The organism is Bacillus sp. AFS088145, assembly GCF_002564465.1.
In the GTDB taxonomy this organism is placed as follows: Bacteria; Bacillota; Bacilli; order Bacillales; family Bacillaceae_G; genus Gottfriedia.
This window is the reverse complement of the sequence record NZ_NUUX01000015.1, coordinates 181,546-206,514: the sequence shown is the minus strand read 5'-3', so window position 1 is coordinate 206,514 and position 24,969 is coordinate 181,546. Positions and strand designations below refer to the sequence as shown.

Sequence of the window (24,969 nt, the reverse complement as noted above, 5' to 3'; positions counted from 1 at the left end):
ATGAAACTGGCGATTATAGGGCATGATTTAAAATTTATAAACGAAGCGATTAAGAGGTTTGAAGCTAGAAGTGACATTGAAATAAAAATAGATTTATGGGAAGGTCATACAATTCATCAAGTGGGCAAAAGCTTAGAAATCGTTAATTGGGCGGATGTTCTTTTTTGCGAGTGGGGACTTGGAAATGTAATTTGGTATCAGGAGCATAAAAAAGATCATCAAGTATTAATTGTTAGAATGCATCGTTTTGAAATGAATACTCCTTTTCCAGAACGATTTGATTTTACGAAGATTGATAAGATTATTGCAATTTCTTCTTATATATTTGAGGAATTCCATCGTGTTGCAAGGATTCCTAGAGAAAAGATGATTGTCATTCAAAATGGTGTTGATGTCGATCGATTCCATTTGCCTAAGCAATATGATGCAGATTTTCGAATTGGTTTACTTGGTTATGTACCGAAGCTAAAACGGTTAGATCGAGCGCTTGAGATATTTGAAAAGTTATACGAAAGAGACAGCAGATATACTCTTTCGATAAAAGGAAAGCATCCGAAAGAGTTTCCGTGGGTTTGGAATAATCAACAAGAGCAGGATTATTATACAAGTTTATTTCGAAAAATTGAGAAATCCCTCTATCGTAATCAAGTTCAGTTTGAAGAGTGGGGAGATTCAGCGGAATGGCTCGAGTCGATTGGTTTTGTCTTATCAGTAAGCGATTATGAAAGTTTTCACTTAGCACCCGTTGAAGGGATGGCTTCTTGCGCTGTGCCAATTGTTTTAAATCGTGATGGAGCACGAACGATATTCCCTGATGAGTATATTTTCGAATCAATTGATCAAGCAGCGCAGTACATTGCGGATAGTAGAAAAGGATCTAGGAAGGAACTAGTTGAATTTGTAAAGGAAAATTACTGTATGGATAAAATGTGTTCAGAGATTTTGAGTCTAATTGATGAGTTACAAGTAAAATTAGTTCATTAAGTATTTCGGAGAGCGCAGTGAATTCTTGAGTAGAAGGAACTGTGCTTTTTTCTTCTATTATTATGTACATCGAGTATGAATGATTTCAAAATGTGGGAAACTAAGTGTATAAGACTTTATTGTCGGATAATTACTAGTTACAGAACTTATTAGGGATTAAGACGATTAATTTTTACAATTAGTCATGTAAATAGAGGAATAAACGGTATTTTTCATGGTAAAAAATGTCTTTATTTCCTCAGTTAAGATACAATAGATAGATACATATTTCAATAAGCCGATTTGTTTTGAAAGGGGAAAGAATTTTGACTGTTAAAGTAATGACAATTTTTGGAACAAGACCAGAAGCGATTAAGATGGCGCCACTAGTGCTTGAGCTAGCTAAACATCCTGATCAAATAGAATCAATTGTGACGGTTACAGCTCAGCATCGTCAAATGTTGGATCAAGTTCTCGAAATTTTTGAAATCACGCCTGATTATGATTTAAATATAATGAAGGATCGCCAAACTTTAATCGATGTAACAACTCGAGGTTTGGAAGGTTTAAATAAGATTATGCAAGAAGTAAAGCCGGACATTGTATTAGTTCATGGTGATACGACAACTACTTTTATTGCTAGTCTTGCAGCCTTTTATAATCAAATTGCAATTGGTCATGTTGAAGCTGGTTTACGTACTTGGGACAAGTATTCACCATACCCAGAAGAAATGAACCGTCAATTAACTGGTGTCATGGCAGATTTGCATTTTTCTCCTACGACAAAATCAGCACAAAATTTATTAGTTGAAAATAAAAAGGAAGAAACCATTTTTATTACTGGTAATACTGCGATTGATGCACTTAAAACAACAGTAAAAGAAGAGTATGCTCATCCTGTTCTTGACCAGATTGGTAACGACAGATTAGTCTTAATGACTGCACATCGTCGTGAAAATTTAGGGGAACCAATGAGAAATATGTTTAAAGCGATTAAGCGCTTAGTCGAAAAACATCATGATATTCAAGTTGTGTATCCTGTACACATGAATCCTGTTGTTCGTGAAATTGCAAATGAAGTTTTAGGAAATGACAATCGAATCCATTTAATCGAACCACTAGATGTGATTGATTTCCATAACTTTGCTGCAAGATCTCATTTAATCCTAACTGATTCTGGTGGTGTACAAGAAGAGGCACCTTCTTTAGGCGTACCAGTTCTTGTATTACGTGATACAACAGAACGTCCTGAAGGAATTGACGCTGGTACATTAAAACTTGCTGGAACTGACGAAGAAGTTATTTTCTTGTTAGCCGATGAACTGTTGTCGGATGAAGAGGCACATGCCAAAATGTCTAAAGCATCTAACCCATATGGAGACGGTGAAGCTTCTAGAAGAATTGTTGAAGTGATTATTCAACATTTTAATCATAAAACAAAGTAATGATGTGTAAGGGAAGACTATCTTTGAAAACTATTCAAGGATAGTCTTTTTTCGTTTTTAAACTATTTGATTTTATATTTTCATTTAAATTAAACCCTTTTAATAAAGTACCTATCCTAAGTCTAGATAGATACTATTAAAAGGAATTTTTTCTGTATATTAATAGTCGTTATTTATTTTGTTTCAATTTGAATAAATTTAAATTAAATCTCTAAAGTTAAGTATGTATAATGTAGAAATTTGTCAAATTATATGTGATAATCATATCTGATGTGTAAAATTTAGGTTTATTAGTGATAAATTTATGAAAAGAAAGGACTAGATTATGCTTTTCAGTTCAACTGTATTCTTGTTTATATTTCTACCAATAGTATTGCTAGTATATTTTGTACTACCACGTATATTCCGAAACGCATGGTTGTTAGTAACTAGTTTAATTTTTTATGCATGGGGGGAGCCAAGGTTTGTATTGGTTATGTTCCTTTCTATTATTATCAATTATGTATTTGCGTTAATTGTTGATGCAAATCGAAATAAGAAAACGAAAATAAAGTGGATTATGGCAGCAATGCTTGTGGCCAATTTGGGGTTATTATGTTTCTTCAAATACTCAAATTTCTTTGTTGATAATATAAATTTAATATTTAACACAAATATTACGATTCCTCTAATACCATTACCGTTAGGAATTTCATTTTTTACTTTCCAAGGTATTAGTTATGTAGTCGATGTTTATCGAAAAGATGGTGCTCTGCAAAGAAACCCATTGAACATGGCTACTTATAAAACATTATTTCCGCAGTTAATTGCAGGTCCAATTGTTCGTTATCAAACTGTTTCACATCAAATTACAGATCGAAAAGAAACTTTAGAGAAATTTGCTTATGGAACGAAGCGATTTATTATTGGATTAGGTAAGAAAATGTTTTTGGCTAATAATTGTGGTTGGGTCGCAGATCAAATCTTTGCACAAAATCCACATGATATGTCCATTGGTTTAGCTTGGATTGGTATCATTGCTTATTCTTTACAAATTTACTTTGATTTTTCCGGTTATTCGGATATGGCGATTGGTTTAGGAAAAATGTTTGGATTTGATTTTCTAGAAAATTTTAACTATCCGTATATTTCAAAATCAGTAACAGAGTTTTGGAGAAGATGGCACATTTCATTAGGAACATGGTTCAGGGACTATCTATATATCCCGTTAGGTGGAAATCGTATTTCTCCTTTAAGGACGTATATTAATCTTTCTATTGTGTGGTTTGCTACAGGTTTTTGGCATGGAGCAAGTTGGACATTTATCGCATGGGGTATTTATTACGGAATATTAATCATGCTTGAAAAAGCTTTCTTAGGTGACATTTTACGAAAATTGCCTAATGCAATTCAGCACATTTACGCTACATTTATTGTCGTAATTGGATGGGTATTTTTTCGTTCAGAAACATTTAGTTATGCGTTTGATTATATTAAAACAATGTTCGGTTTAAATCATACAGTTGTTTGGGATTCAAGTGCCGGATATTATTTTGCTGAATACGGTGTATTAATAGGACTAGCTATTATTGGTGCAACTCCTTTAATGAAAATCTTTGCAGAAAAAATCATGGTTCAATCAAAATCCAGCTTTGCTGTAAGAATTTTCGGTCGTAATATTGGGTTAACAGGTTACTATTTATTAGTTTTTGGGATTTCAATTATATGTGTTGTTTCTAGCACGTTTAATCCATTTATCTATTTCCGTTTCTAGTAAGTTGGAGGTTTATTATGCAAAGCAATCGATTTCAAGGTAATTTCATAGTTATAAGTTTCTTATTTTTCATTTTTGCAGGGGCTATTTATGTTTGGGTAAAAGGTGATTTGAAGTATTCTACGATTGAAAATCGAGAACTTGCTCAAATGCCAAAAATGAGTTTAGACAAGTTAGCTTCTGGAGAGTATTCAAAAGAATTTGAGCTTTATTTTAATGATCAATTTCCTGGTAGATTGAAGTTAATTGAAGCGAATGCAACAATCAATAAAGATTTATTAGGTCAGAATGTTGTTAAAGATGTATATGTTGCAAATAATGGTTTATTATTATCTACTGTACCTAAACAAACAAAAGAAAGTGCAAAAGTCATTGCTAACAGAATTAATAAATTTGCGTTACAAGCATCAAAACTTGGAGTGAACACTTATTTTAGTCTAGCACCAAATAAATCAGTGACATTTGAAGACCAATTCCCTTCATACTTTCCTAGCTATGGGAATGAGGATTCAGATTATCTTTTTAGATATATTGATCCAATTGCACACCCTCTAGACCTAAGAATTACAATGAATAAACATAAAAATGAGCCCAATTTATATCATTTTACTGATCATCATTGGAAGGCAAAGGCAGCATTTTATTCATATCAAACAATCATTAATACAATTTATGCAAATTCAAATGAAGTTGGACAAGCATTGAACGCGGATGATTTTACTTGGAAAGAAGAAGGCTTACCTTTTTACGGTTCGGATGCTCGTAAAACGACGAGAGCAAATGTAACGAAAACAGATACAATAACTGTTGTAGAAAGTAAGGAAAAACAGGATTTAAATGTCTGTTACAATGCGATATGTAATAGAGGTTTATATGCAGAAGATCCAATGAAAAATGTTAGTCTTTATACTAATCGATATGTAACTTACATGGGTGGGGATCATCCTGAAACTGCGATTTATAACAATAAAGTTAAGAATCGAAAATTATTAATTATTAAAGATTCTTATGCAAATGCAAGTATACAATTTTTTGTTAACCATTATAAAGAAACTAGAGTCCTTGACTTGAGATATTACAATAAAATGCCTATCATTGATTATATTAAAAAGTATAAAGTAGATGATGTAGTCATTATAAATAATGTTAATTCTATTTATGTAACACCGACATTAACGGATTTTGAGCATCCTGGTCAAGGTGAAAATCAATAAATTTGAATGTATCTTCCAGGTGGGACAATTGAAAAGGGATGTCATAAGAGAAGATTCTAACTTTTATGACATCCCTTTTTTAATTATTGGAAGAAAACTTAAAAACAAAGCAAAGAGAAGAAGGAACTATTAAATAGAAAAATAGAGTAAAAAATTTGCTACTTATTCCAAAATGTACTTTATTCATTAAACACCAAGAACAATAGGCATTTATTCTTTTTTAAAGTAAAATAGATTTATAGTCTTTCAATTCTAATATAATGGTTTAGCCATTCAATAAAGGGTTCTATTAGTAAACTCTAGGAGTGATGAATATGAAGAAAGTCAGAAAAGCGATTATTCCAGCTGCAGGTCTTGGTACGCGATTTTTACCTGCAACGAAAGCGATGCCGAAAGAAATGTTACCGATCGTAGATAAGCCAACTATTCAATACATTGTTGAAGAAGCGATTGAATCGGGTATAGAAAATATTATCATTGTAACTGGTAAAGGAAAGCGCGCAATTGAAGACCATTTTGATCGAGCATTTGAGTTAGAACAAACTTTATTTCAGAAAGAAAAGTACTCTCTTTTAGAAGAAGTAAAAATTCCTTCAAATATTGAGATTCATTATATACGTCAAAAGGAACCAAGAGGATTAGGTCACGCAGTTTGGTGTGCACGTAATTTTATTGGAGATGAACCATTTGCGGTTTTACTTGGTGATGATATCGTTGATGGAGATATTCCAGCTTTAAAACAATTAATTGATCAATACAATACAACCTATTCATCGGTCATTGGTGTTCAAGCTGTAGCTAGTGAAGAGACTCATCGATACGGTATAGTTGACCCCCTATTACAAAATGGTAGAAGATACGAAGTAAAGAATTTTGTTGAAAAACCAGCTCCTGGAACAATTGATTCGAATTTAGCCATTTTGGGTAGATATGTACTGACACCTGAAATTTTTATGTTCTTAGAAGAGCAAAATATTGGTGCTGGCGGAGAAATTCAATTAACTGATGCCATTCAAAAATTAAATCGAATTCAACGTGTATTCGCTTATGATTTTGAAGGAACAAGATATGATGTAGGTGAAAAACTAGGATTTATAAAAACAAATATTGAGTTTGCATTGAAAAAAGAAGAAATAAGAGAAGACTTGATTCACTATTTAAAAAAGATTCTTTCAGTAGAAGTTCAGCTTTAATCATTACAAATAAAAACGACTAAACCTTTTGTAGTAAAACAAAGTTTAGTCGTTTTTTTTTCGAAATGACTTAAATACCTTAATCAGTCAACATCCTTATTAACTTGTTGGATGTAATAGTTCAATGTTTTTTCAAGACCTTCATACAAAGTGTAGGCTGGTTGCCAATTTAATAATGAGTGTATTTTTTCATTTGTTAAATAGCTATCACGAATATCGCCACTACGTTCATCTTGGTATTGAACTTCAATTTTTCGGTTAAGAATTTGTTCAGTAACCTCTAATAATGTATTTAAAGATGTTTTTATGTTTGTACCAACATTACATACATCATTTGCTGGTTTTTCTCCTGCATTGAAGTTTGCTGAAGCAACATCTTCTACGTAGATATAATCTCTAGTTTGCTCGCCGTCTCCAAAAACCGTAAAAGTAGAATTTGATATGATTTTATCCATAAGAATACTAATAACTCCACCTTCACCTTTTGGATCTTGGCCAATACCATATACATTGGCATATCTAAGAATAGTAAAAGGGATTTCATATAATTGATGGTATACATCTATGTAATATTCAGGTGTTAATTTTGAAATGCCATAAAAAGAAATAGGGTGTTTTTGATGGTTCTCATCCACTCCTAAATAGACCGGATTGCCATAAACAGCTGCTGAAGAAGCATAGACAAGTGTTACTTCTTTTTCTTCTTTAAGTTTGCGTACAGCCTCTAATAAATTGATAGTACCTAAAATATTAATTTTTGCGTCTTCTAAAGGATTTTGGATTGAAAATTGAATATCGATTTGTGCTGCGTGATGATTGATGATATCTGGTTTTTCTTTTAGTACGATATCAATAAATTTAGAATGACAAATTCTCTCTTCGTAAAAAGTAACATTTGGTGGAAGAGTAGTTATGTTTCCACTTGAAAGATCATCTACAACTACAACTTGGTAACCTTTGTCTATATACATTTTTACAAGATTTGAACCAATAAAACCAGCACCGCCTGTAATTAAGATCTTTTTCATAAAACTTCTCCTTAAATAATGGACTAGCAATCATAGATTTCTTTATATTTTAACTAAAATTATGATATTAATTTTACCATAGTAATACAAACTAGACCATGTAAAATAACTAGTACGGTAGGGCTATCATTATTTAATTAAAGTTTGAATTAATCTTTTAGCTGATTGACCGTCTTGATATTTGTTAAATCGATGATTAAATTCAGCTACTTTTTGAAGATCATAGTTACCTTCTTTTATTACGTTAATGATTTCATCTGTTGTTCTGACAATTGGTCCTGGAACAAACTCATCATAATCATAGAAAAAGCTTCTTTCATCTAAATATTCTTCAAGGTCATATGCATAAAAGATCATTGGCCGTTCCAAAATTGCATACTCAAATACAAGGGATGAGTAATCACTGATTAGTATATCTGTAAGATAAAGTACTTCATTCATATCATGATTGCCTAAATCAATGACAAAATCTTTTGCTTCTTGTGGAATGACAATCCCTTTTTTTACGGCTGGATGTAGTTTAAGGACTAGTACATACTCATCTTGTAGTTTATTGGCCATTAGGATTAGATCTAATTGTAAATTAAAATTCTTTCGCTCTTTAGGGCTACCTCTAAATGTAGGAGCATAAGTAATAATTTTTTTGCCTTTCAACATTGGATACTTATTAAAATAGTTATTTTTTACTGACTCTAACATCTCGTCATTATAAAAAAAGTCGGTTCTTGGTAATCCTAAAGCTAAAACCCTCGATTCAGGAACGTTAAATGCCTCTGCATAAAAAGGAATAATCTCATCGCAAGAAACAATAACATTGGAATAAGAAGTATGTGCATTTATTTCAAATTCCTTACTATTACTATCTTTATAGCCTACTGCGCTAAGGCCAAATTTTTTGAAGGCTCCACATGCATGCCATACTTGAATGACTTTCGTATCTTTTCGTAAATTTACATTATAAAGAGGTCTGTGATAATCATTCAGTATGACATATTTAGCGCGTCCAAAATCATAATACAATTTACATAACTCAGAGAAATTACGCTTTCGAATAAAATGGCCAATAATTTTGTACTCTGGTTTTGTTTTAATCAGTTCTTCGTATATAAAATAATAAGAGTCTTGAAGTCCAGTTGATTTATTTGAAGCAAATATAATCTCATCTTTCACTGGGAGCATTTTTGCAAAATTTAGGACAACTCGCCTAGCGAAGGCACTTTTTAACCTACTTGAAAACTTGTTTTTCCTTTTTTTATTTGCTTTCTTTCTGACCAGGCTATTAATAGGAGATAAACTATTTTTTTTGACGGCTGCCAAACAAGAATTTACTTCTAATTTATGTATAGAAGTGATTAATTGATGATTTATTTCTGGATTTAATCGTGCTTCCCAAACTTTTAGTAAGTCTAGATGGATTCGTTTAGCTTCTGGACTCATAAAATGATATCGATTAACGATTTCATAAGATAGAATCCGAGGTATAGATGGGATTTGGTTATAAAGTTGAATATCAATTTTATTTACAAATTCCAAAAATAGTTTTAAACTCTCAACTTGGGTCTCTGTCTCCATACTTCGAATAGCACTATTAACTGCAGGCCATATATCTGCCATTACAATTCTTTGGTAGTAATGTGCTTTTAATTGATTGCGTTCAAATTTGTTTACAACATATTGATCCCAAAGAGGATCGGAAACTGATAGACTCTTTAAGATATCAGTTAAGACTTTAACAGAATTAACTCTAACAATTTGAGATAAGGAAATATTATCTTCATCTTCTCTAGAACGATAGTAATAAATAACTTTATCAACGGTAAAAATTTTATTTGCCTTTAAGTATGCTTCTATTATAAAAGGGTGGTCCTCGGTTACTTTAATATTTTTAGGAAAATTGATATTTTTGACGTGGATAGCTTTAAACAGTTTATTACATGGTCCAAGAGAATAGAGTAGTCCAGGGGTTGAGATTAATGACTTTTCTCCAGGTATATTTACTCCATTACTAACATGACTGCCAATAAACCATTTTTGAGTACTATTAAAGCTTAAACTTTGCCCTGTAACAACATCTGCATTTTTATCAATTGCTGCTTGGTACATAGCTTCAATTGCATCGTGAGGCAATAAATCATCAGAATCGACAAAGCCGATATACTCACCTCTAGCAATCTTCTTTCCATTATTTCTAGCGATACCAGGTCCACTATTATCTTGAATTCCTAATACAATATTAGGGTAATCTTTTGCATATTGTTTTATTAATTCAACACTTTGATCACTTGAACCATCGTCTACAAATATAATTTCGATATTTTTAAGTGATTGATTAACCAAGGATGAACAGGTTATTTCAATATATTCCTCTACATTATATACAGGAATGATTAAACTAACTTTAACGTCCTTTAAATCAGGGTTGATTATTAATTCAAAACTCATCAATTTTTCCTCATTTCAAACGATTAAATAAAAGTTTATTTAGTAGTTAACAGTAATTTTGTCAAAAATATTGGAAATTATTCCTTTTTAAAGGACTTATGCATTGGTTATGCTAAAGAAAAGGCAAGTAAACAGATAAATCCCCGGATTTAAATGCTTACTTGCCTTTCATAAATTATTTAATTAGCGTTTCTACGAATCTTTCTGAAGCTCGTCCATCAGCTATTTCATTGAAACGTTTGTTGAATTCTTTCACTTTATTTAAATCAAACTGATCTTTTTGGATTAAATCAATAATCTCATTTGTAGTTGAAGTTATTGGACCTGGTACAAAATCATGATAATCATAGAAGAAACTTCTTTCTTTCATGTAGTTCTCATAATCATATGCAAAGAAAATAACAGGTCTTTCAAGTAATGTATACTCAAATAATAAAGAAGAATAGTCGCTGATTAAAATATCTGTCATTAATAATACTTCATTAATATTCTCATTCCCTAAATTCAATACGAAATCACGTGCAGATTCCGGGATTTTTACATTATTCGTAACTGCTGGATGCAATTTTAGAACAAGTACATAATCTTCTCCTAATTTTTCTTGCATTGCAGCTAAATCAAGTTCCAAATGGAACGTTTTTCGATCTCTAGGGTTTCCACGGAATGTTGGAGCATACGTAATAATTTTTTTATCTTTTAACTTTGAAAATCTATTTAGGAATTTTCTACGAACATATTCCTTTGTTTCATCGTCAAAGAAAAGGTCAGTTCTAGGTAATCCTAAAGGTAAAACATTTTTTGGATCAATATCAAATGCCTCTGCGTAATGAGGTACAACTTCATTCGTTGAAACAACAACTTTTGTATAAGGTTTGTGAGCATTTGTTTCAAATTGTTTTGGATTACTATCTGCAAAACCTACTGCACTATGTCCAAACTTTTTAAATGCACCACAAGCATGCCACATTTGAATAACTTCTGTTTCTTTTCTAAAATTCATTTTATAAATTTGGCGGTGATAATCGTTTAGAATAATATATTTAGCACGGCCAAATTGGTAGTATGTTTTACATAAATCAGCGAACTCACGTTTCTTAAAGAAGTCATCAACTACTTTATATTGTGGACGTTTCGTTCTAATTTGCTCGTAAATGAAAGGATATGAATCATCAAGACCTTTCGATTTATTTGATGCAAAAACGATTGTATTATCTGCAGGTAGTAAACTAGCAAACTTAAAAACTACTCGACGTGCAAATGCACTTTTAAAACGGCTCTTAATTTTATTAATACGTTTTCTACGATCTCGTTTGCTAATATGACTTTGAATTGGCTTGATCGAATTTTTTTGTAATGCCTTTAAACACAACTGTGTATCAAATTTTCGATTCGAGTTTTTCAATGTATGCATAGTACCCGGGTTACTAAGTTTTACCCATTCTTTTAACCAGTTTAAATGCAGTTCCTTTGCCTTTTGTGATAATAAGCTATAATGAGGAACCAACTCGTAAGATGTGATTCTAGTTAAAGCAGGTACTTTGTTATATAATTTGAAGTCAATTGTCTTAAGCCAATCATAAATTAATTGAAATGCTTCTTCTTGGATTGACGCATCTTTCGAACGAACTGCGCTCATAATAGCAGGCCACAGATCAGCTGTCACGATACGATGGTAATAAACACCCATTACATCTAAACGCTCTAGCTCGTTCGGTATTAAGCTATTCCATAACTCATTTGAATAACTCAAACTTTTTAAGATATCACGTAAAACTTTAACAGAATCAACACGTACTACTTGTGAAAGAGAAAGATTTGATTCTTCTTCACGATTACGGTAATGATAGATTACTTTATCAACTGTGAAAATTTTATTAGCTTTTAAATAAGCTTCAATAATAAATGGGTGGTCTTCCGTTACTCGAATATCAGTTGGGAATGACAAATCTTTAATTAAAGTAGCTTTAAACATTTTGTTACAAGGACCTAATGAATATAATAATCCTTTATTTGCAACAAGTGATTTAGTACCAGGCGTATATACACCATTATCAACATGGCTAGCAATATACCAAGAACGAGTACTGTTAAAGCTTAAAGAAGCTCCTGTAACTACTTCAGCGTCCTCAGTTTTTGCTGCTAGATACATAGTTTCTAATGCATCCTCAGGTAATAAATCATCTGAATCAACAAAACTAATGTATTCACCTTTAGCCAACGTCAAACCATTATTTCTTGCAACACCTGGACCTGCGTTTTTCTGAATTGCATATAGTATATTTGGATATAAGCTTAAAAGGTCATTAATAATGTTTGGCGTATTATCAGTTGAACCATCATCAACTAATATAATCTCAATTGGACTTAATGTTTGTTTGGTAAGTGATTCAATTGTTTCTTTAATATAATTTTCTACATTATATACAGGGATAATAATACTAACCTTAGGTTGATCTATTTTAGATGGTCTTACTACTTCAAAATTCATTTTAGGTAATTTCTCCTCATTATTAAAATAGTGTATGAGTTATATGATTAACATAAAAAAGAGGAGAGCAGTATCCCCTCTAATTTATATTATATTTTCCATTCCATAACTGATTTTCCCCAGTTAGTTGTTAAATCACGTTCGAATGCATTATGAATATCATCGATACTACGAATTTCATTTACATCTCCAATTAGAGTCTCTAAGTATTCGACTACTTCAGGATTCTCATGAAGGAAGTTAACAGTTTCAACGAAGTCAGAGCGCCCGCTTCGACTGCTACCTATTAATGTAATACCTCTTTCAAGGATCATTCGCGTATTAATTTCAACAGGATATTCAGATACGCCAAGTAATGGAATCGAGCCTTCAGGTTGAATGTGATTAATAATTTGTTCTACAGCGTATTGACTACCAATACCACCTACACATTCAAAAGCATGGTCGACTGTTACATCTTCAGGAACTTCATCAATTTGATATGTTTCATCTGCAAATGAGAAGTAGCTTAATTTTGAATGGTTTTTACCAAATACATATACTTTACTTTCTGGATAACGCTTTTTAAGGATTAGAGCAGTTATAAATCCTAAGTTTCCATCACCCCAAACGCCTAAAACATCACGACGTTGATGTGCACGTTCTTCAAATCGGACAACTGCATGCATACTTACACTGATTAATTCAGAGAACGCTGCAACCTGCAAGTTTATGTTTTCTGATAACCCTACTACACGGTCTCTTTCAAGAAATACATAATCTTGCATGAAACCATCATAGCCACTTGAACGAAACTTACTCGTTTTTAAATAATTTTCAGCAATAACATCATCAACCTGAGTAGGTGTATTTGGAATCATCACGACATGAGAGCCTGTTTTAAAATCACCTTTTGGATCATAAACAACTTTTCCGACACCTTCATGGATCAGTGCCATTGGTAATTTTTTTGCCATCGCTTCTTTGCCACGAGTACCAGTATAGTATCGTTGATCAGCAGCACAGATTGATAGGTGTGTTGGACGTACAACGATATAGTCACCTTCTAGAGATTGTTCTTTATAAGTGATCTCAATTTGTTTTGTTGAAACTAAACGATAGATTTGATTAATCATTTTGTTGTCACCTGATCCTTTAAAAGTGCATTTGCTACTTTTAAGTCATACGGAGTCGTAATTTTCATATTAAAAACTTCACCTTTAACTAGCTTTACGTCTACACCTTTAAGAAGACAAATTTTACAAGCATCAGTTAAGATTGATTTTTGTTCTGAATCTAATTCAGAATAGTGTTTTGTCAGTAGATTAATATTAAAACTCTGAGGAGTTTGTCCTTGATACATTGTATTTCTTACTGGGATATCTGTAATCGTATCGTGATTAGAAGATTGAATGATTGTATCAACAGCTTCAATAACAGTATCAACAGCTCCGTATTTTAGAGCAGCATCAATATTTTCTTCTATAATTCGATGAGTTAAGAACGGTCTAACAGCATCATGTGTTACGATAATATCTTCATCAGTAATTTCAAAGTTTTGTTGTAAATAGCGAATACCACTCATAATTGATTCATTACGGTCGCTACCACCCTCAACAACAGCTATACGGTCATTCATACCGATATATTTTTTGATAATATCTTTTGTATGTTGAATCCATTCTTTTGGCGTTACAACTAAAATCTTTTTAAAGTCGTCATTTAACATGAATTTTTCTATTGTATGGATAATAATTGGACGGTTATTCAGTGCAAGAAATTGCTTTGGCATACTAACATTTCCCATGCGAGTACCTTTTCCACCCGCTAATATTTCTGCGTAAATCATTCATTTCACCTGCTTTTTTATTTTGGAATTAATATGTCAAGTAAGGATATTTTAATAAAATACCCAAAGTATACAAAAAAATTACATTTCGTCAATTGTTGAATTTACATAAGTATAATAATATCAAATAAAAAATAATTAGTCGACATTATACTATATGATTCGATGTTATAGTACAAGCAGCTTCAAATAAAATGAATGATATTAGAAAAATGGTAAAAAAGGTTGGTTTATGGTAAAATATCGTATATTTTGTCAAGTTAGAATTGATGATTAATTCTATTCAGGAGGTAAGACATTCTTGGGTTTACATAAAAAGAAGATTTTACTTATTTCACAACACTTTTATCCAGAAATAGGTAGTGCAGCAAACCGTATGAAAAATATTTATATAGAGTTAAAGGAAAAGGGTTTCGATGTAAAGGTACTAACATTAGAACCTAGATATCCTAGTCGTGAACTATATGAAGATAAACAATTTTGGAATGAACCACTAATCGACGAAAAGGATATCATTCGAATTGATCCTTCTATTAAAAAACACTCTGGAAGTATTTTAAAGAGATTATATTTATATCTGGAAGTTATGGTTCGATTTATCGGTACTATTTTTAAACAAAAGGCTGAATTTGATTATATTTTTGTGACATCTCCACCAATATTTGTAGGTGTGGCAGGTTTAATTGCTAAATGGAAATTAAAAGCTCCACTAATAGTAGATATAAGAGATTTATGGCCAGAGTCTCTAACTGGTGTACAAGTTTTCTCTAATCCTTTAATCTTAAAAACTGCATATAAAGTAGAAGAAATATTATATAAAAAAGCAACGAAAATAATCGTTAATAGCCGAAGTTTTATACAATATATGACAAATAAAAATGTCAGCAAGGATAAAATTACATTCCTACCTAATTCATTAACAGAAAGTGAATTAGAATATAAAGAGGTCGAATTAGAAAAAGAAAATATAACCGTTATTTATACTGGGAATTTAGGGTTAGCACAGGATTTGCATAAGTTTATGAAAACTGCTGCATTATTAAAGGAAAATACATCAATTAATTTTTCAATTATTGGCTATGGAAAAAATACAAATGAAGTTAAGAATTATATTGATTCGAATGGATTATCAAATGTAACATTACATACTGCAAAATCCCGAAACGAAACTTTAAAACTTGTAGCAAGTGCAGATATTGCTTATGTAAGCCTCGTAAACCAAGAGGTGTTTAAAACCGTTTTACCAGGGAAAATAATTGATTATATGTGTGTTAAGAAACCAATCATTGGAGATGTAGCAGGGTATGCAAGTGAAATTATTCATGAAGCAAACTGTGGAATGATCTTAAAAGAAGATACGCCCGAAGAATTGGTTGAAAATATCTATAAACTTGCAAATGATCCAAGTCTCCGAAAAAATTATGGAGAGAATGGCTATCAATATGCATACAAAAATCTACGTTGGAAAACGAATATTAATGTGTTATTAAAAGTGATGGAGGATATCCATGAATAAAAAGGTTTGTGCGTTTGTATTTAATCATTTTACGAATGATGCACGCGTACTGCGTGAATGTTCTGCATTAGCAGAAGTCGGATATGATGTTGATTTAATTGCTTTACATGATGATTCAAAAGAATTACCAAAAAGAGAACGTATGGAAGAAGGATTTAATGTTATCCGAGTAAACAATCGTTTACCATTTGGAATCTATCATCTTGTTCATTATTGTGCAAAGATCTTTAATTTAGTAAAAAGTAGTTTATTAATGAAACTAGTCGCTATTTTATTGATTTTACTTGGTTTATTTTTAAATGCAGTTGCAACGATTATAATTGCTGCTGTTATCGTTCTTTTTGGTAACCGTTATATGAAAGTACTATTAACTAGAGGCTATAATATTTTACAAATGATCTATCATGGGCTTAAAAGGGATTACGATATTTATCATGCGAATGATTTAAATACTTTACCACAAGGAATTATTTGTGCAAAAGTATTCAAAAAAAGTAAATTAGTTTATGATTCACATGAAGTTCAATCTAGTAGATCTGGTTATGAGAATCCGATATTCGGAAAAATTGAGAAGTTTTTAATTAAATATATTGATGTGATGATTCACGAAAATAATACTAGGGCAAAATATACTCAAGATTTATATGATATTGATTATCCTGAAGTAATTCACAATTACCCATTTGTGTCTAAGCCGGAAGAAAGTAATGCGATTAATCTTCATGAAAAACTAGGAATTAGTGAAGACGAGCCAATACTTCTTTATCAAGGTGGTATACAAAAGGGGCGTGGATTAGAATTAATTGTAAAAGCTGCACCTTTATATAAAAAAGGGATCGTTGTTTTTATTGGTGATGGAAAGATAAAGCCAACTCTCTTAAATTTAGTAGAAGAGCTACAACTACAAGATCGAGTGAAATTTATTGATAAAGTGCCAGTAGATGAATTACTAAATTATACAAGAAATGCTTATTTAGGGTTTCAAGTATTAAATAATATCAATTTTAATCATTATTCAGCGTCTTCGAATAAATTATTTGAGTACTTGATGAGCGGTGTACCAGTTGTTGCTTGTAGCTTCCCAGAAATTCAGAAGGTAGTTGAAGGTGAATATACTGGTGTATGTGTAGACTCCCACGATATTGATTCAATAGCTGAAGGTGTGAACTATTTATTAGACAATCCTGAAGTTCGAGACGAAATGAGCAAAAATTGTTTAAAAGCAAGACATAAATACAATTGGAATAATGAGAAGAAAGTTTTCATCGGCATTTACGAAAAAGTTCTCTACGGTGAAAAGGCAATGGTAAGCTAAGTTTGATTATGTGAATATTTTAGTAGAGAAGGTAAAAAGAACTAGGGATTATGCCATATTTCTTTTTACCTTTCTATGCATAGAGAGGTAAGTAAGCTAAATGACCAATTATAAGTTAAGTGTTGTAGTCATTAACTATAACAAAGAGAAATTTATTGAGGAAAGTTTACAATCTGTCATGGATCAGTCATTAGAAAATATTGAACTGATCGTTGTCGATGATGGATCAACTGATAAAAGTAGCGTTTTAGCAGAAGAATTCACAAAAAAGTATCAAAATGCAGAGTTTATTAGGCAGGAAAATAAAGGGCCAAGTGCTGCAAGAAATACAGGTTTAAATCATGCAAGTGGAGAATATATTGCATTTTTAGATGGAGATGATATTGCTTACCCTGATGCATATGCCCAATTATATTCTTTAGCAAAAAAATATAACGCTGATACGGCAGTAGGTAATATTTTATGCTTTAACGGCGAAAAAAATTGGCGTTTAAATTATATGAAAGAAATTTTCAAAGAAGGTTTGCCTGAAAATAGACAGATTCTTGAAAATCCAGAGCTACATCTTACACCATCTGCTAGTAATAAATTATTTAAAAAAGAACTACTGGAGCGCGAGGGTATTCTATTTCATGAAGAACTTCGAGTCGGCGAAGATTTATTTTTTACGGAGAAATCTTTATTACAATCAAACTGCACAGTTGTATGCGATGTAGATGTAATTGGTTATCGAATTGAAGATCCAGAAAATAGTTTAATTAAATCTGGAACAATACAATTTTTTAAACAATTAGTCTTGCTTCAAAAAGAGCTACGAACTTATTATGAAGAAAATGGTTTTACAAAAGATTTAATACATATTGAAAGAAGACAACTTAAATTCTTTATTAACTCAATTAATATAAAGGCAAATAAACTACCAGAAGATGAGAAGGTAAAGCTTGCTTCTGTTGGAAATGAATTTATGAAAACAATTCGAAATGAATCGATTAAAAATGAGCTTAGTGTTGTACCAAAGTTTGTTGCAGAGACATTACAATTAAAAGATAAACGAGCTTTAAAAATTTATTTATCCTTAAAATCAAACCCTAAAATGACGAATAGTAAACTAAGAAAAGTAGTTTACCTTCTTTCACTATTCTCTTTAAGATACAAGTTTGTTAAATCTTAGTTAATTTAATGTAAAATAGAGTCGAATCGTAAAAATTAATTGTAAGATTAATAAGATAAATAGATATTTATTGAAATATAATTTCTACTAATTTAAAATGATGATTGGTGCTTTTTCTAATTTATCAGTTTCCTTATTAGAAAAGGTAAGATTTAGCGATTTAAGTTTTATCCAATTATCCAAAAAGTTTACTAATAATACGTTTACTATAATCTAAATATCAGTAAACTATTAGTAAAGCAAAAGAGTAGAAATTAGTAAAATTTCTGAAAGAGGTTATAGTAAAATGAAAATTTGCACAATTGGACTAGGGTATATAGGATTACCAACTTCTGCGATGTTTGCGAAATATGGCGCAAGTGTTGTAGGTGTAGACGTACAAAAAAGCGTTGTAGATAAATTAAATTCTGGAGAAATTCATATAGAAGAGCCTGGATTAGGTGAAATGGTTAAAGAAGTAGTAGAAAAAGGTTTTTTCAGAGCATCTTTAACACCTGAAGAGGCAGACGCATTTATTGTTGCGGTACCAACTCCTAATAATGATGATGAGAATAAATCTTGTGATTTATCATATGTATTAGACGCGGTTCATAAAGTAATTCCTTTCTTAAAAAAAGGGAATGTTTTAATTGTTGAATCAACAATCGCACCTAGAAGTATGGATGACTTTGTAAAACCATTAGTAGAACAAGCTGGATTTACTGTAGGTGAAGATGTTTATCTTGTTCACTGTCCAGAACGTGTATTACCAGGCCAAATTTTACACGAATTAATTCATAATAATCGTATTGTAGGCGGGATTACAGCTGCATGTAGTGAAGCTGGAGCAAAAGTGTATAGCACATTTGTAGAAGGCGAAATTATTCAAACAGATGCAAAAACTGCTGAAATGTCTAAACTAATGGAAAATACATTCCGAGATGTAAATATTGCGTTGGCAAATGAACTAACAAAGATTTGTAACTCATTAGAAATCAACGTATTAGATGTTATTCAAATGGCAAACAAACATCCACGTGTAAACATTCATTCACCAGGTCCAGGTGTTGGAGGTCACTGTCTTGCTGTTGACCCATACTTTATTGTAGCCAAAACTCCTGAATTAGCTGGTATGATCAAATTATCTCGTGATACAAATGTATCGATGCCTAAATATGTTGTTGATTCAGTAAAAGAACTAGTTTCAGGTGTAGATAATCCTAAGATTGCAGCATTTGGTGTGACATACAAAGGTAATGTAGATGATATGAGAGAAAGTCCTGCAATGGAAATTATTGAGTTATTGCACGAAGAGGGACTAAATGTCACAATTCATGATCCTCATGTAACTTCTGAGAAAATTAATGTGTTATCTGCTGAGGAAGCTGTGGAAGATGCAAGCTTAATTCTTGTATTAACAGATCACAATGAATTTAAAACAATGGACTACAATAAACTTGCTAAGCAAATGAAGCAAGCAGTACTTTTTGATACACGTAATTGTGTACCGACTTCAAGTGAGTCTGATATGAAATTTGTTAATTACGGAAATTTATATAAAGAAATTAAAAAGAATGTGGTTGATTTATGAGTAGTATAAAAACAGTTTTACAAGAACATGCTAAAAATTTATCATTAATTTTTCGTCTTTCATCTTATGAAACACGTAAAGAGTATGCAGATAGCCAACTTGGCGTAATTTGGGTATTTTTAAACCCACTTTTTCAAATAGCTGTTTACTGGATAACTTTCGGAACAGGGATCAGAAATGGGGCTCCAGTAAATGGTATTCCGTTTCTTATTTGGATGCTTTGTGGTTTAATTCCATGGTTCTTTATAAGTGCGGCAATCATGCAAGGTTCAAGCTCGATTTTTAACCGAATCGGAACCGTATCGAAAATGAATTTCCCATTAAGTATTATTCCATCTTATGTTGTTTTATCTAGGTTCAATACGCATTTATTTATGATGGCTGTCTTATTTATCGGTGTAATTATCAATCGAGGAATCGAACACATAAATATTTTTGCACTAATTTATTTTATGATTGTGGGCTTACTATTTAATATCGCACTTGCATTACTTACATCTACTTTATCAACAATGGTTAGGGATGTTCATTTATTAATTCAATCATTAACTAGAATGCTTTTATATTTATCACCAATTTTATGGGAGCCTAAGGGTGCAAATATTTTAACTAAATTAATGAAGTTAAATCCACTCTACTATATTATAGAAGGATATCGTGGCGCCTTATTATATGGACATTCTAATTTGATTTTTTCTAAAATAACGATTTATTTTTGGTGTGTATTGCTAGCCTTTTTCATAATCGGTTCAATTTTTCATGTTAAATTCAGGAAGCAGTTTGTTGATTTCCTATAGAAGGTGAAATGTATGACAAAAAAAGTTGTCTTTAAAAATGTTACTAAAAAATTTAAGATTTATAATAAACCGACTGACAAGCTGAAGGACTTATTCTTTGGTGGAAGAGGCGGAGAATATTTTCATGCGTTAAAAAACATTTCATTCGAAATTGAACAAGGTGAAATTGTAGGGATTATTGGTTTAAATGGTTCAGGTAAAAGTACAATGTCTAATTTAATTGCTGGTGTAACAATGCCAAATGACGGCGAAGTTGAAGTAAATGGAGTTGCTTCACTAATTGCCATTCAAGCTGGATTAGATAACCGATTAACTGGTTTAGAAAATATTCGATTAAAAGGTTTGATGATGGGTCTTACAATTAAGCAAATTGAAAAAATCACTCCTGATATTATTGAATTTGCCGAAATTGGAAAATTTATTAATCAACCAGTAAAATCATATTCAAGTGGTATGAGATCGAGACTAGGGTTTGCGATCTCTGTAAATATCGACCCAGACATCATGGTAATCGATGAAGCATTATCTGTTGGTGACCCTACCTTTACAAAACGTTGTTTAGATAAAATGAATGAATTTAAAGAACAAGGTAAAACAATCTTCTTTATTAGTCACTCATTAGGTCAAGTTAGAAGCTTCTGTACGAAAGGCTTATGGATTCATTATGGAAAATTAGTTGAGTATGGTGAAATAAATGAAGTATGCGATAACTATCAAAATTTCCTAACTGAATATAATAAATTAACACCTGCAGAACGTGCAAAAGACCGTGAAGAAAATATGCATGTAAATCAATAACGTAAATAGACACTTTATGAAAGAGTTTCTTCATAATAGTGTCTATTTTAATAGAGTTTTATAGATACAAAAATTAAAGCAAAAATTAAAGAAATAAATCATTTGTGTTGGAAAGGAATAGTATGGAATCCAAAAGTAAAACTAGAATTTTTATTGGTTATTGGGTACCTGTGATCCTTATAGCTGGCATTATCTTTTATTCATCGGCAACTCCGTATGAAAAACAAGATATAAGACCGGAAATAAGCCATTTTACATTTTTATATGACCTAATGAAGCATTTTACCTTTGTCCACTTTAACTACGCTGGACATTTAGTAAGTATAAAAGAGCTTGGAGTAGCAGGATTTACAGAGTTCTTTATTCGAAAACTATCCCATTTTTCAATCTATCTTTTACTAGCCTTATTTACTACAAGATTAGCAAAGCTTTATGTGAACAAAGCCTTTTTAGTAGGCGTAATTTTTTCAATACTATATGCAGCTTCAGATGAATTTCACCAATCCTTCACTGCAAACCGAACTCCGCTAGTTCAAGACGTAGTAATTGATTCAATCGGAGCACTAATAGGAGCATCTTTATTTTTATTAATAAGTAAGAAGCGTAAAGCAAAAGTTCAAAAATCCATTCGAGTTTAATCGAATGGATTTTTTTGTATGAAATAATAAACGGTAACAAGAAAGACGTTTTAAAGAAAAACCATTTCCAATGTGATGAAATATTAACGGTCAATAGAGAAACCGTAAATTAAGTGAACTTTATTGTTGATAAAATATTTATAAGGTAATGTCTATATAATTGAAGTAAAAACTGATTAATGATCTTTTATTACTCTAAGTAAAGTTTATTAAAGTAGTTTTATTATGCAGACTTATTTAGATGAAAAAGTTGATTGGAACGGAGGGATGCTCGACTCCTATGGGATAAGCGGGAAGGCTGAGACCCCGCAGGCTAGCCGAGGAGGCTCAGGTCCCGCCCCATGGAAAGCGAGCATCCTGCAGTGGAAATCAACATCACTATACTCTTTTACGAAAAATTGATTATAGCTTTTCAACAAAAAAACCTTATCTAAATTCAATTAGATAAGATTTCATTTTTCAAAGCGTTATAAAAGTAGGTTCAGTACCTGCTTTCTCTACATAACCGATCTTAACTGGATTCATTTGAATCAATACATAATTAGGATCCTCGGGACCTTCAAGCCATCTAGACAATTCCTCAGTCCATACCTTCTCTTCAGGACCTGCATTTTCAATTACTTCAGCTCTTGCAAACATCTCTACAAAATTATCATCTAAACGATCACCATCATGACCAAGTAATATATGTACGTTTGGATTATTTTTTATATCTTCTACTTTTTGTGAATTCTTATTTGTAGCGATATAAGGTGTTAGGCCTTTAAAGAAAAATACCATATAACAACTATGCGGAAAGTCTTCACGAATGGTTGTAAATAGACCTAATTGTTTGGCTTTAAGCACTTTCATAATATCTTGTTGAATCATTTTATTAACTCCCTCCTAGTTCAGAAGAAGGGAAGGTAGAAATCGATTCTACCATCCGAATCTCCAACATATGTAATTCTAGTTCTCGAAGGTCATAATCCTTTGAGCAATATTTATCAAGAGATCGATGATTTTTGCCATCAACACTTTAAGTGTTTGTTAATTGTTTTACATTTAAACCTATTTTTTTAAGTCTTTTGCATATGATATTTATAAGGAAATTTATTTAGGAGGTTATTATGGCTCATCGTTTATTTTTTATTGTTACATTTATCGGTGTACCATTATCGGTAATTGGGAGCTTAATGCATTGGAGCGAGATTTTATTATTTATCATTTACTGTATAACGATTATTGCATTAGCCGGCATTATGGGAAGAGCTACTGAAAGCTTAGCGATTGCAGCTGGTCCGAGAATTGGGGGACTTTTAAATGCGACATTCGGGAATGCGGTAGAGTTAATTATCGCGATTTTTGCATTACAAAATGGTTTATCGGAAGTAGTGTTAGCATCATTAACAGGTTCTGTAATAGGAAACTTACTACTTGTAGGTGGACTATCCTTTTTTATTGGTGGATTAAAATATAAACGTCAAAGCTTTAATGTTTACGATGCGAGACATAATTCAGGTTTGTTGATTTTTGCGGTCGTACTAGCCTTTGTCATTCCTGAAATTTTTTCAGTTAAAATGACTGCAAATGATAAGATGACACTTAGTGTAGGTGTTTCGATTGTTTTAATGGTTTTATACTTAGCAGCACTTTACTTCAAATTAGTTACACATCGTGGGGTTTACGTAGCTAAAAATCAAGAGATCGTAGAAGAGCATGAAGAAGCTGAGTGGAAAACAGGGAAAGCCATGATTATTTTAGCGTTAGCTACTGTAGCAGTTGGATATGTTTCAGAGAAGCTAGTTCACACGTTTACGACAGTGGGAGATAAGTTCGGATGGACTGAGTTATTTATCGGTATAATCGTTGTTGCAATCGTTGGTAATGCTGCTGAACATGCGTCTGCAATTGTGATGGCATATAAAAATAAAGTAGGGGTTTCGGTAGAAATTGCTGTTGGTTCATCATTACAAATTGCCATGTTCGTAGCGCCAGTGTTAGTGATTTGTTCATTGTTTATTGGGGAAAGAATGCCATTAATATTTTCCATGCCGGAATTAATTTCGATGATCACTTCCGTATTTTTAACAATTGCGATTATGAATGACGGTGATACAAACTGGTTTGAAGGGTTAACCTTATTAGCTGCTTATTTGATTATGGGGATCGGTTTCTACTTACTATAAAAACAAAAATTGAAGGTGGTAATACTTGAAAATAATAATAAGAATTCTATTTTATTTAATTGGATTACTATTTTTAACTTTAGGAATTAGTTTAGCGATTAAAGCTGGACTAGGAGCTAGTGCATGGGATGCATTAGCTGTTGGAGAATCGGAAACCTTTGGCCTATCTGTTGGAAATTGGATTATCATTAACTCATCAATACTGTTGTTTGTAAATGCTTTTTTACAAAAGAAAAGACCGGATTGGCTTGCTGCGATTACGTTTATTTTAATTGGACGATTTCTTGATTTTTGGTTAACTGTAGAGTCGGAGCATTTTTTTGATTCAAATACGATCACTAGATATATTCAATTAGTACTAGCCATTTTAAGTATGACTATAGGTATTGCGATTTATTTGCAAGCTAAGTTTCCGTTAAGTCCAATAGATGATTTAATGATTTCGCTAAATAAGCGGTTCGGAGTAAGTTTAGGCGTTGCAAAAACAATTGGTGAAGTGTTTGCTTTAGTATTAGCATTTCTTCTAAAAGGTCCAATTGGAATCGGAACCGTCTTAATTACATTCAGTATTGGACCTATTTTGCAAAGGCTAAGGGGTCCAATTGAGAAACTATTTATTAAACTGAGTTCATAGCAAAATTT

Annotated in this window: 19 protein-coding genes and 1 pseudogene; 14 read left to right on the top strand and 6 right to left on the bottom strand. The window is 31.9% G+C overall.

Annotation, left to right across the window (positions count from 1 at the left end; translation table 11 throughout):
* The 5 genes from COI44_RS11905 (at window position 1) to galU (ending at window position 6,568) form a co-directional block, all read left to right on the top strand.
* Window positions 1-984, top strand: coding sequence for a glycosyltransferase (locus tag COI44_RS11905; RefSeq protein WP_098428144.1), 984 nt, complete (start codon window positions 1-3; stop codon window positions 982-984).
* A gap of 320 nt (window positions 985-1,304) precedes the next feature.
* Entirely contained in the window at window positions 1,305-2,408 is a 1,104-nt protein-coding gene (gene wecB / locus COI44_RS11900) for a non-hydrolyzing UDP-N-acetylglucosamine 2-epimerase (RefSeq protein ID WP_483295482.1), read from the top strand.
* A gap of 325 nt (window positions 2,409-2,733) precedes the next feature.
* Window positions 2,734-4,161 carry an MBOAT family O-acyltransferase gene (locus tag COI44_RS11895; protein WP_098428142.1) on the top strand — a complete coding sequence of 476 codons (1,428 nt, stop codon included), beginning with the start codon at window positions 2,734-2,736 and terminating at the stop codon, window positions 4,159-4,161.
* A 17-nt stretch (window positions 4,162-4,178) separates the two neighbouring features.
* The gene (locus tag COI44_RS11890) at window positions 4,179-5,375 is read left to right on the top strand and encodes a DHHW family protein (protein ID WP_098428141.1); all 1,197 of its coding nucleotides are present in this window, start codon (window positions 4,179-4,181) and stop codon (window positions 5,373-5,375) included.
* A 314-nt stretch (window positions 5,376-5,689) separates the two neighbouring features.
* Window positions 5,690-6,568 carry a UTP--glucose-1-phosphate uridylyltransferase GalU gene (gene galU, locus COI44_RS11885; RefSeq protein WP_098428140.1) on the top strand — a complete coding sequence of 293 codons (879 nt, stop codon included), beginning with the start codon at window positions 5,690-5,692 and terminating at the stop codon, window positions 6,566-6,568.
* A gap of 83 nt (window positions 6,569-6,651) precedes the next feature.
* Here galU and COI44_RS11880 read toward each other — a convergent pair whose 3' ends face one another.
* The 5 genes from COI44_RS11880 to COI44_RS11860 form a co-directional block, all read right to left on the bottom strand.
* Window positions 6,652-7,596, bottom strand: coding sequence for a GDP-mannose 4,6-dehydratase (locus COI44_RS11880; protein WP_098428139.1), 945 nt, complete (start codon window positions 7,594-7,596; stop codon window positions 6,652-6,654).
* Between the two features lie 129 nt (window positions 7,597-7,725).
* A complete protein-coding gene (locus COI44_RS11875; RefSeq protein ID WP_098428138.1) occupies window positions 7,726-10,038 on the bottom strand; it encodes a bifunctional glycosyltransferase/CDP-glycerol:glycerophosphate glycerophosphotransferase in 2,313 nt (770 codons plus the stop codon).
* Window positions 10,039-10,213: 175 nt separating this feature from the next.
* Entirely contained in the window at window positions 10,214-12,526 is a 2,313-nt protein-coding gene (locus tag COI44_RS11870) for a bifunctional glycosyltransferase/CDP-glycerol:glycerophosphate glycerophosphotransferase (protein ID WP_098428137.1), read from the bottom strand.
* Window positions 12,527-12,615: 89 nt separating this feature from the next.
* Entirely contained in the window at window positions 12,616-13,641 is a 1,026-nt protein-coding gene (locus COI44_RS11865; protein WP_098428136.1) for a ribitol-5-phosphate dehydrogenase, read from the bottom strand.
* Window positions 13,638-14,354 (bottom strand): IspD/TarI family cytidylyltransferase, encoded by a 717-nt coding sequence (locus COI44_RS11860; protein ID WP_098428135.1) that lies wholly within the window; start codon window positions 14,352-14,354, stop codon window positions 13,638-13,640. The genes COI44_RS11865 and COI44_RS11860 overlap by 4 nt, the downstream gene beginning before the upstream one ends.
* A gap of 301 nt (window positions 14,355-14,655) precedes the next feature.
* Between COI44_RS11860 and COI44_RS11855 the strand changes: the two genes are divergently transcribed.
* From COI44_RS11855 to COI44_RS11825, 7 genes and pseudogenes are all read left to right on the top strand, one after another.
* A complete protein-coding gene (locus COI44_RS11855; RefSeq protein WP_286163893.1) occupies window positions 14,656-15,870 on the top strand; it encodes a glycosyltransferase family 4 protein in 1,215 nt (404 codons plus the stop codon).
* A complete protein-coding gene (locus tag COI44_RS11850; protein WP_098428134.1) occupies window positions 15,863-17,185 on the top strand; it encodes a glycosyltransferase in 1,323 nt (440 codons plus the stop codon). The genes COI44_RS11855 and COI44_RS11850 overlap by 8 nt, the downstream gene beginning before the upstream one ends.
* Window positions 17,186-17,285: 100 nt before the next feature.
* A complete protein-coding gene (locus COI44_RS11845) occupies window positions 17,286-18,356 on the top strand; it encodes a glycosyltransferase family 2 protein (RefSeq protein ID WP_098428133.1) in 1,071 nt (356 codons plus the stop codon).
* A 286-nt stretch (window positions 18,357-18,642) separates the two neighbouring features.
* Entirely contained in the window at window positions 18,643-19,926 is a 1,284-nt protein-coding gene (locus COI44_RS11840) for a nucleotide sugar dehydrogenase (protein ID WP_098428132.1), read from the top strand.
* Window positions 19,923-20,723 carry an ABC transporter permease gene (locus COI44_RS11835; RefSeq protein ID WP_098428131.1) on the top strand — a complete coding sequence of 267 codons (801 nt, stop codon included), beginning with the start codon at window positions 19,923-19,925 and terminating at the stop codon, window positions 20,721-20,723. The genes COI44_RS11840 and COI44_RS11835 overlap by 4 nt, the downstream gene beginning before the upstream one ends.
* 12 nt (window positions 20,724-20,735) lie before the next feature.
* Window positions 20,736-21,506 (top strand): annotated as a pseudogene (gene tagH / locus COI44_RS11830) (teichoic acids export ABC transporter ATP-binding subunit TagH); the annotation flags it as partial.
* A 137-nt stretch (window positions 21,507-21,643) separates the two neighbouring features.
* Entirely contained in the window at window positions 21,644-22,159 is a 516-nt protein-coding gene (locus COI44_RS11825; RefSeq protein ID WP_098428129.1) for a VanZ family protein, read from the top strand.
* A gap of 459 nt (window positions 22,160-22,618) precedes the next feature.
* On the opposite strand, the gene COI44_RS11820 is transcribed toward COI44_RS11825, so the two are convergent.
* The gene (locus COI44_RS11820; RefSeq protein ID WP_098428128.1) at window positions 22,619-23,029 is read right to left on the bottom strand and encodes a pyridoxamine 5'-phosphate oxidase family protein; all 411 of its coding nucleotides are present in this window, start codon (window positions 23,027-23,029) and stop codon (window positions 22,619-22,621) included.
* 239 nt (window positions 23,030-23,268) lie between these two features.
* Here COI44_RS11820 and cax point away from each other — a divergent pair, with 239 nt between their 5' ends.
* Window positions 23,269-24,327, top strand: coding sequence for a calcium/proton exchanger (gene cax / locus COI44_RS11815; protein ID WP_098428127.1), 1,059 nt, complete (start codon window positions 23,269-23,271; stop codon window positions 24,325-24,327).
* 25 nt (window positions 24,328-24,352) lie between these two features.
* Window positions 24,353-24,961, top strand: coding sequence for a YczE/YyaS/YitT family protein (locus COI44_RS11810; RefSeq protein WP_286163892.1), 609 nt, complete (start codon window positions 24,353-24,355; stop codon window positions 24,959-24,961).
* Window positions 24,962-24,969 lie beyond the last annotated feature (8 nt).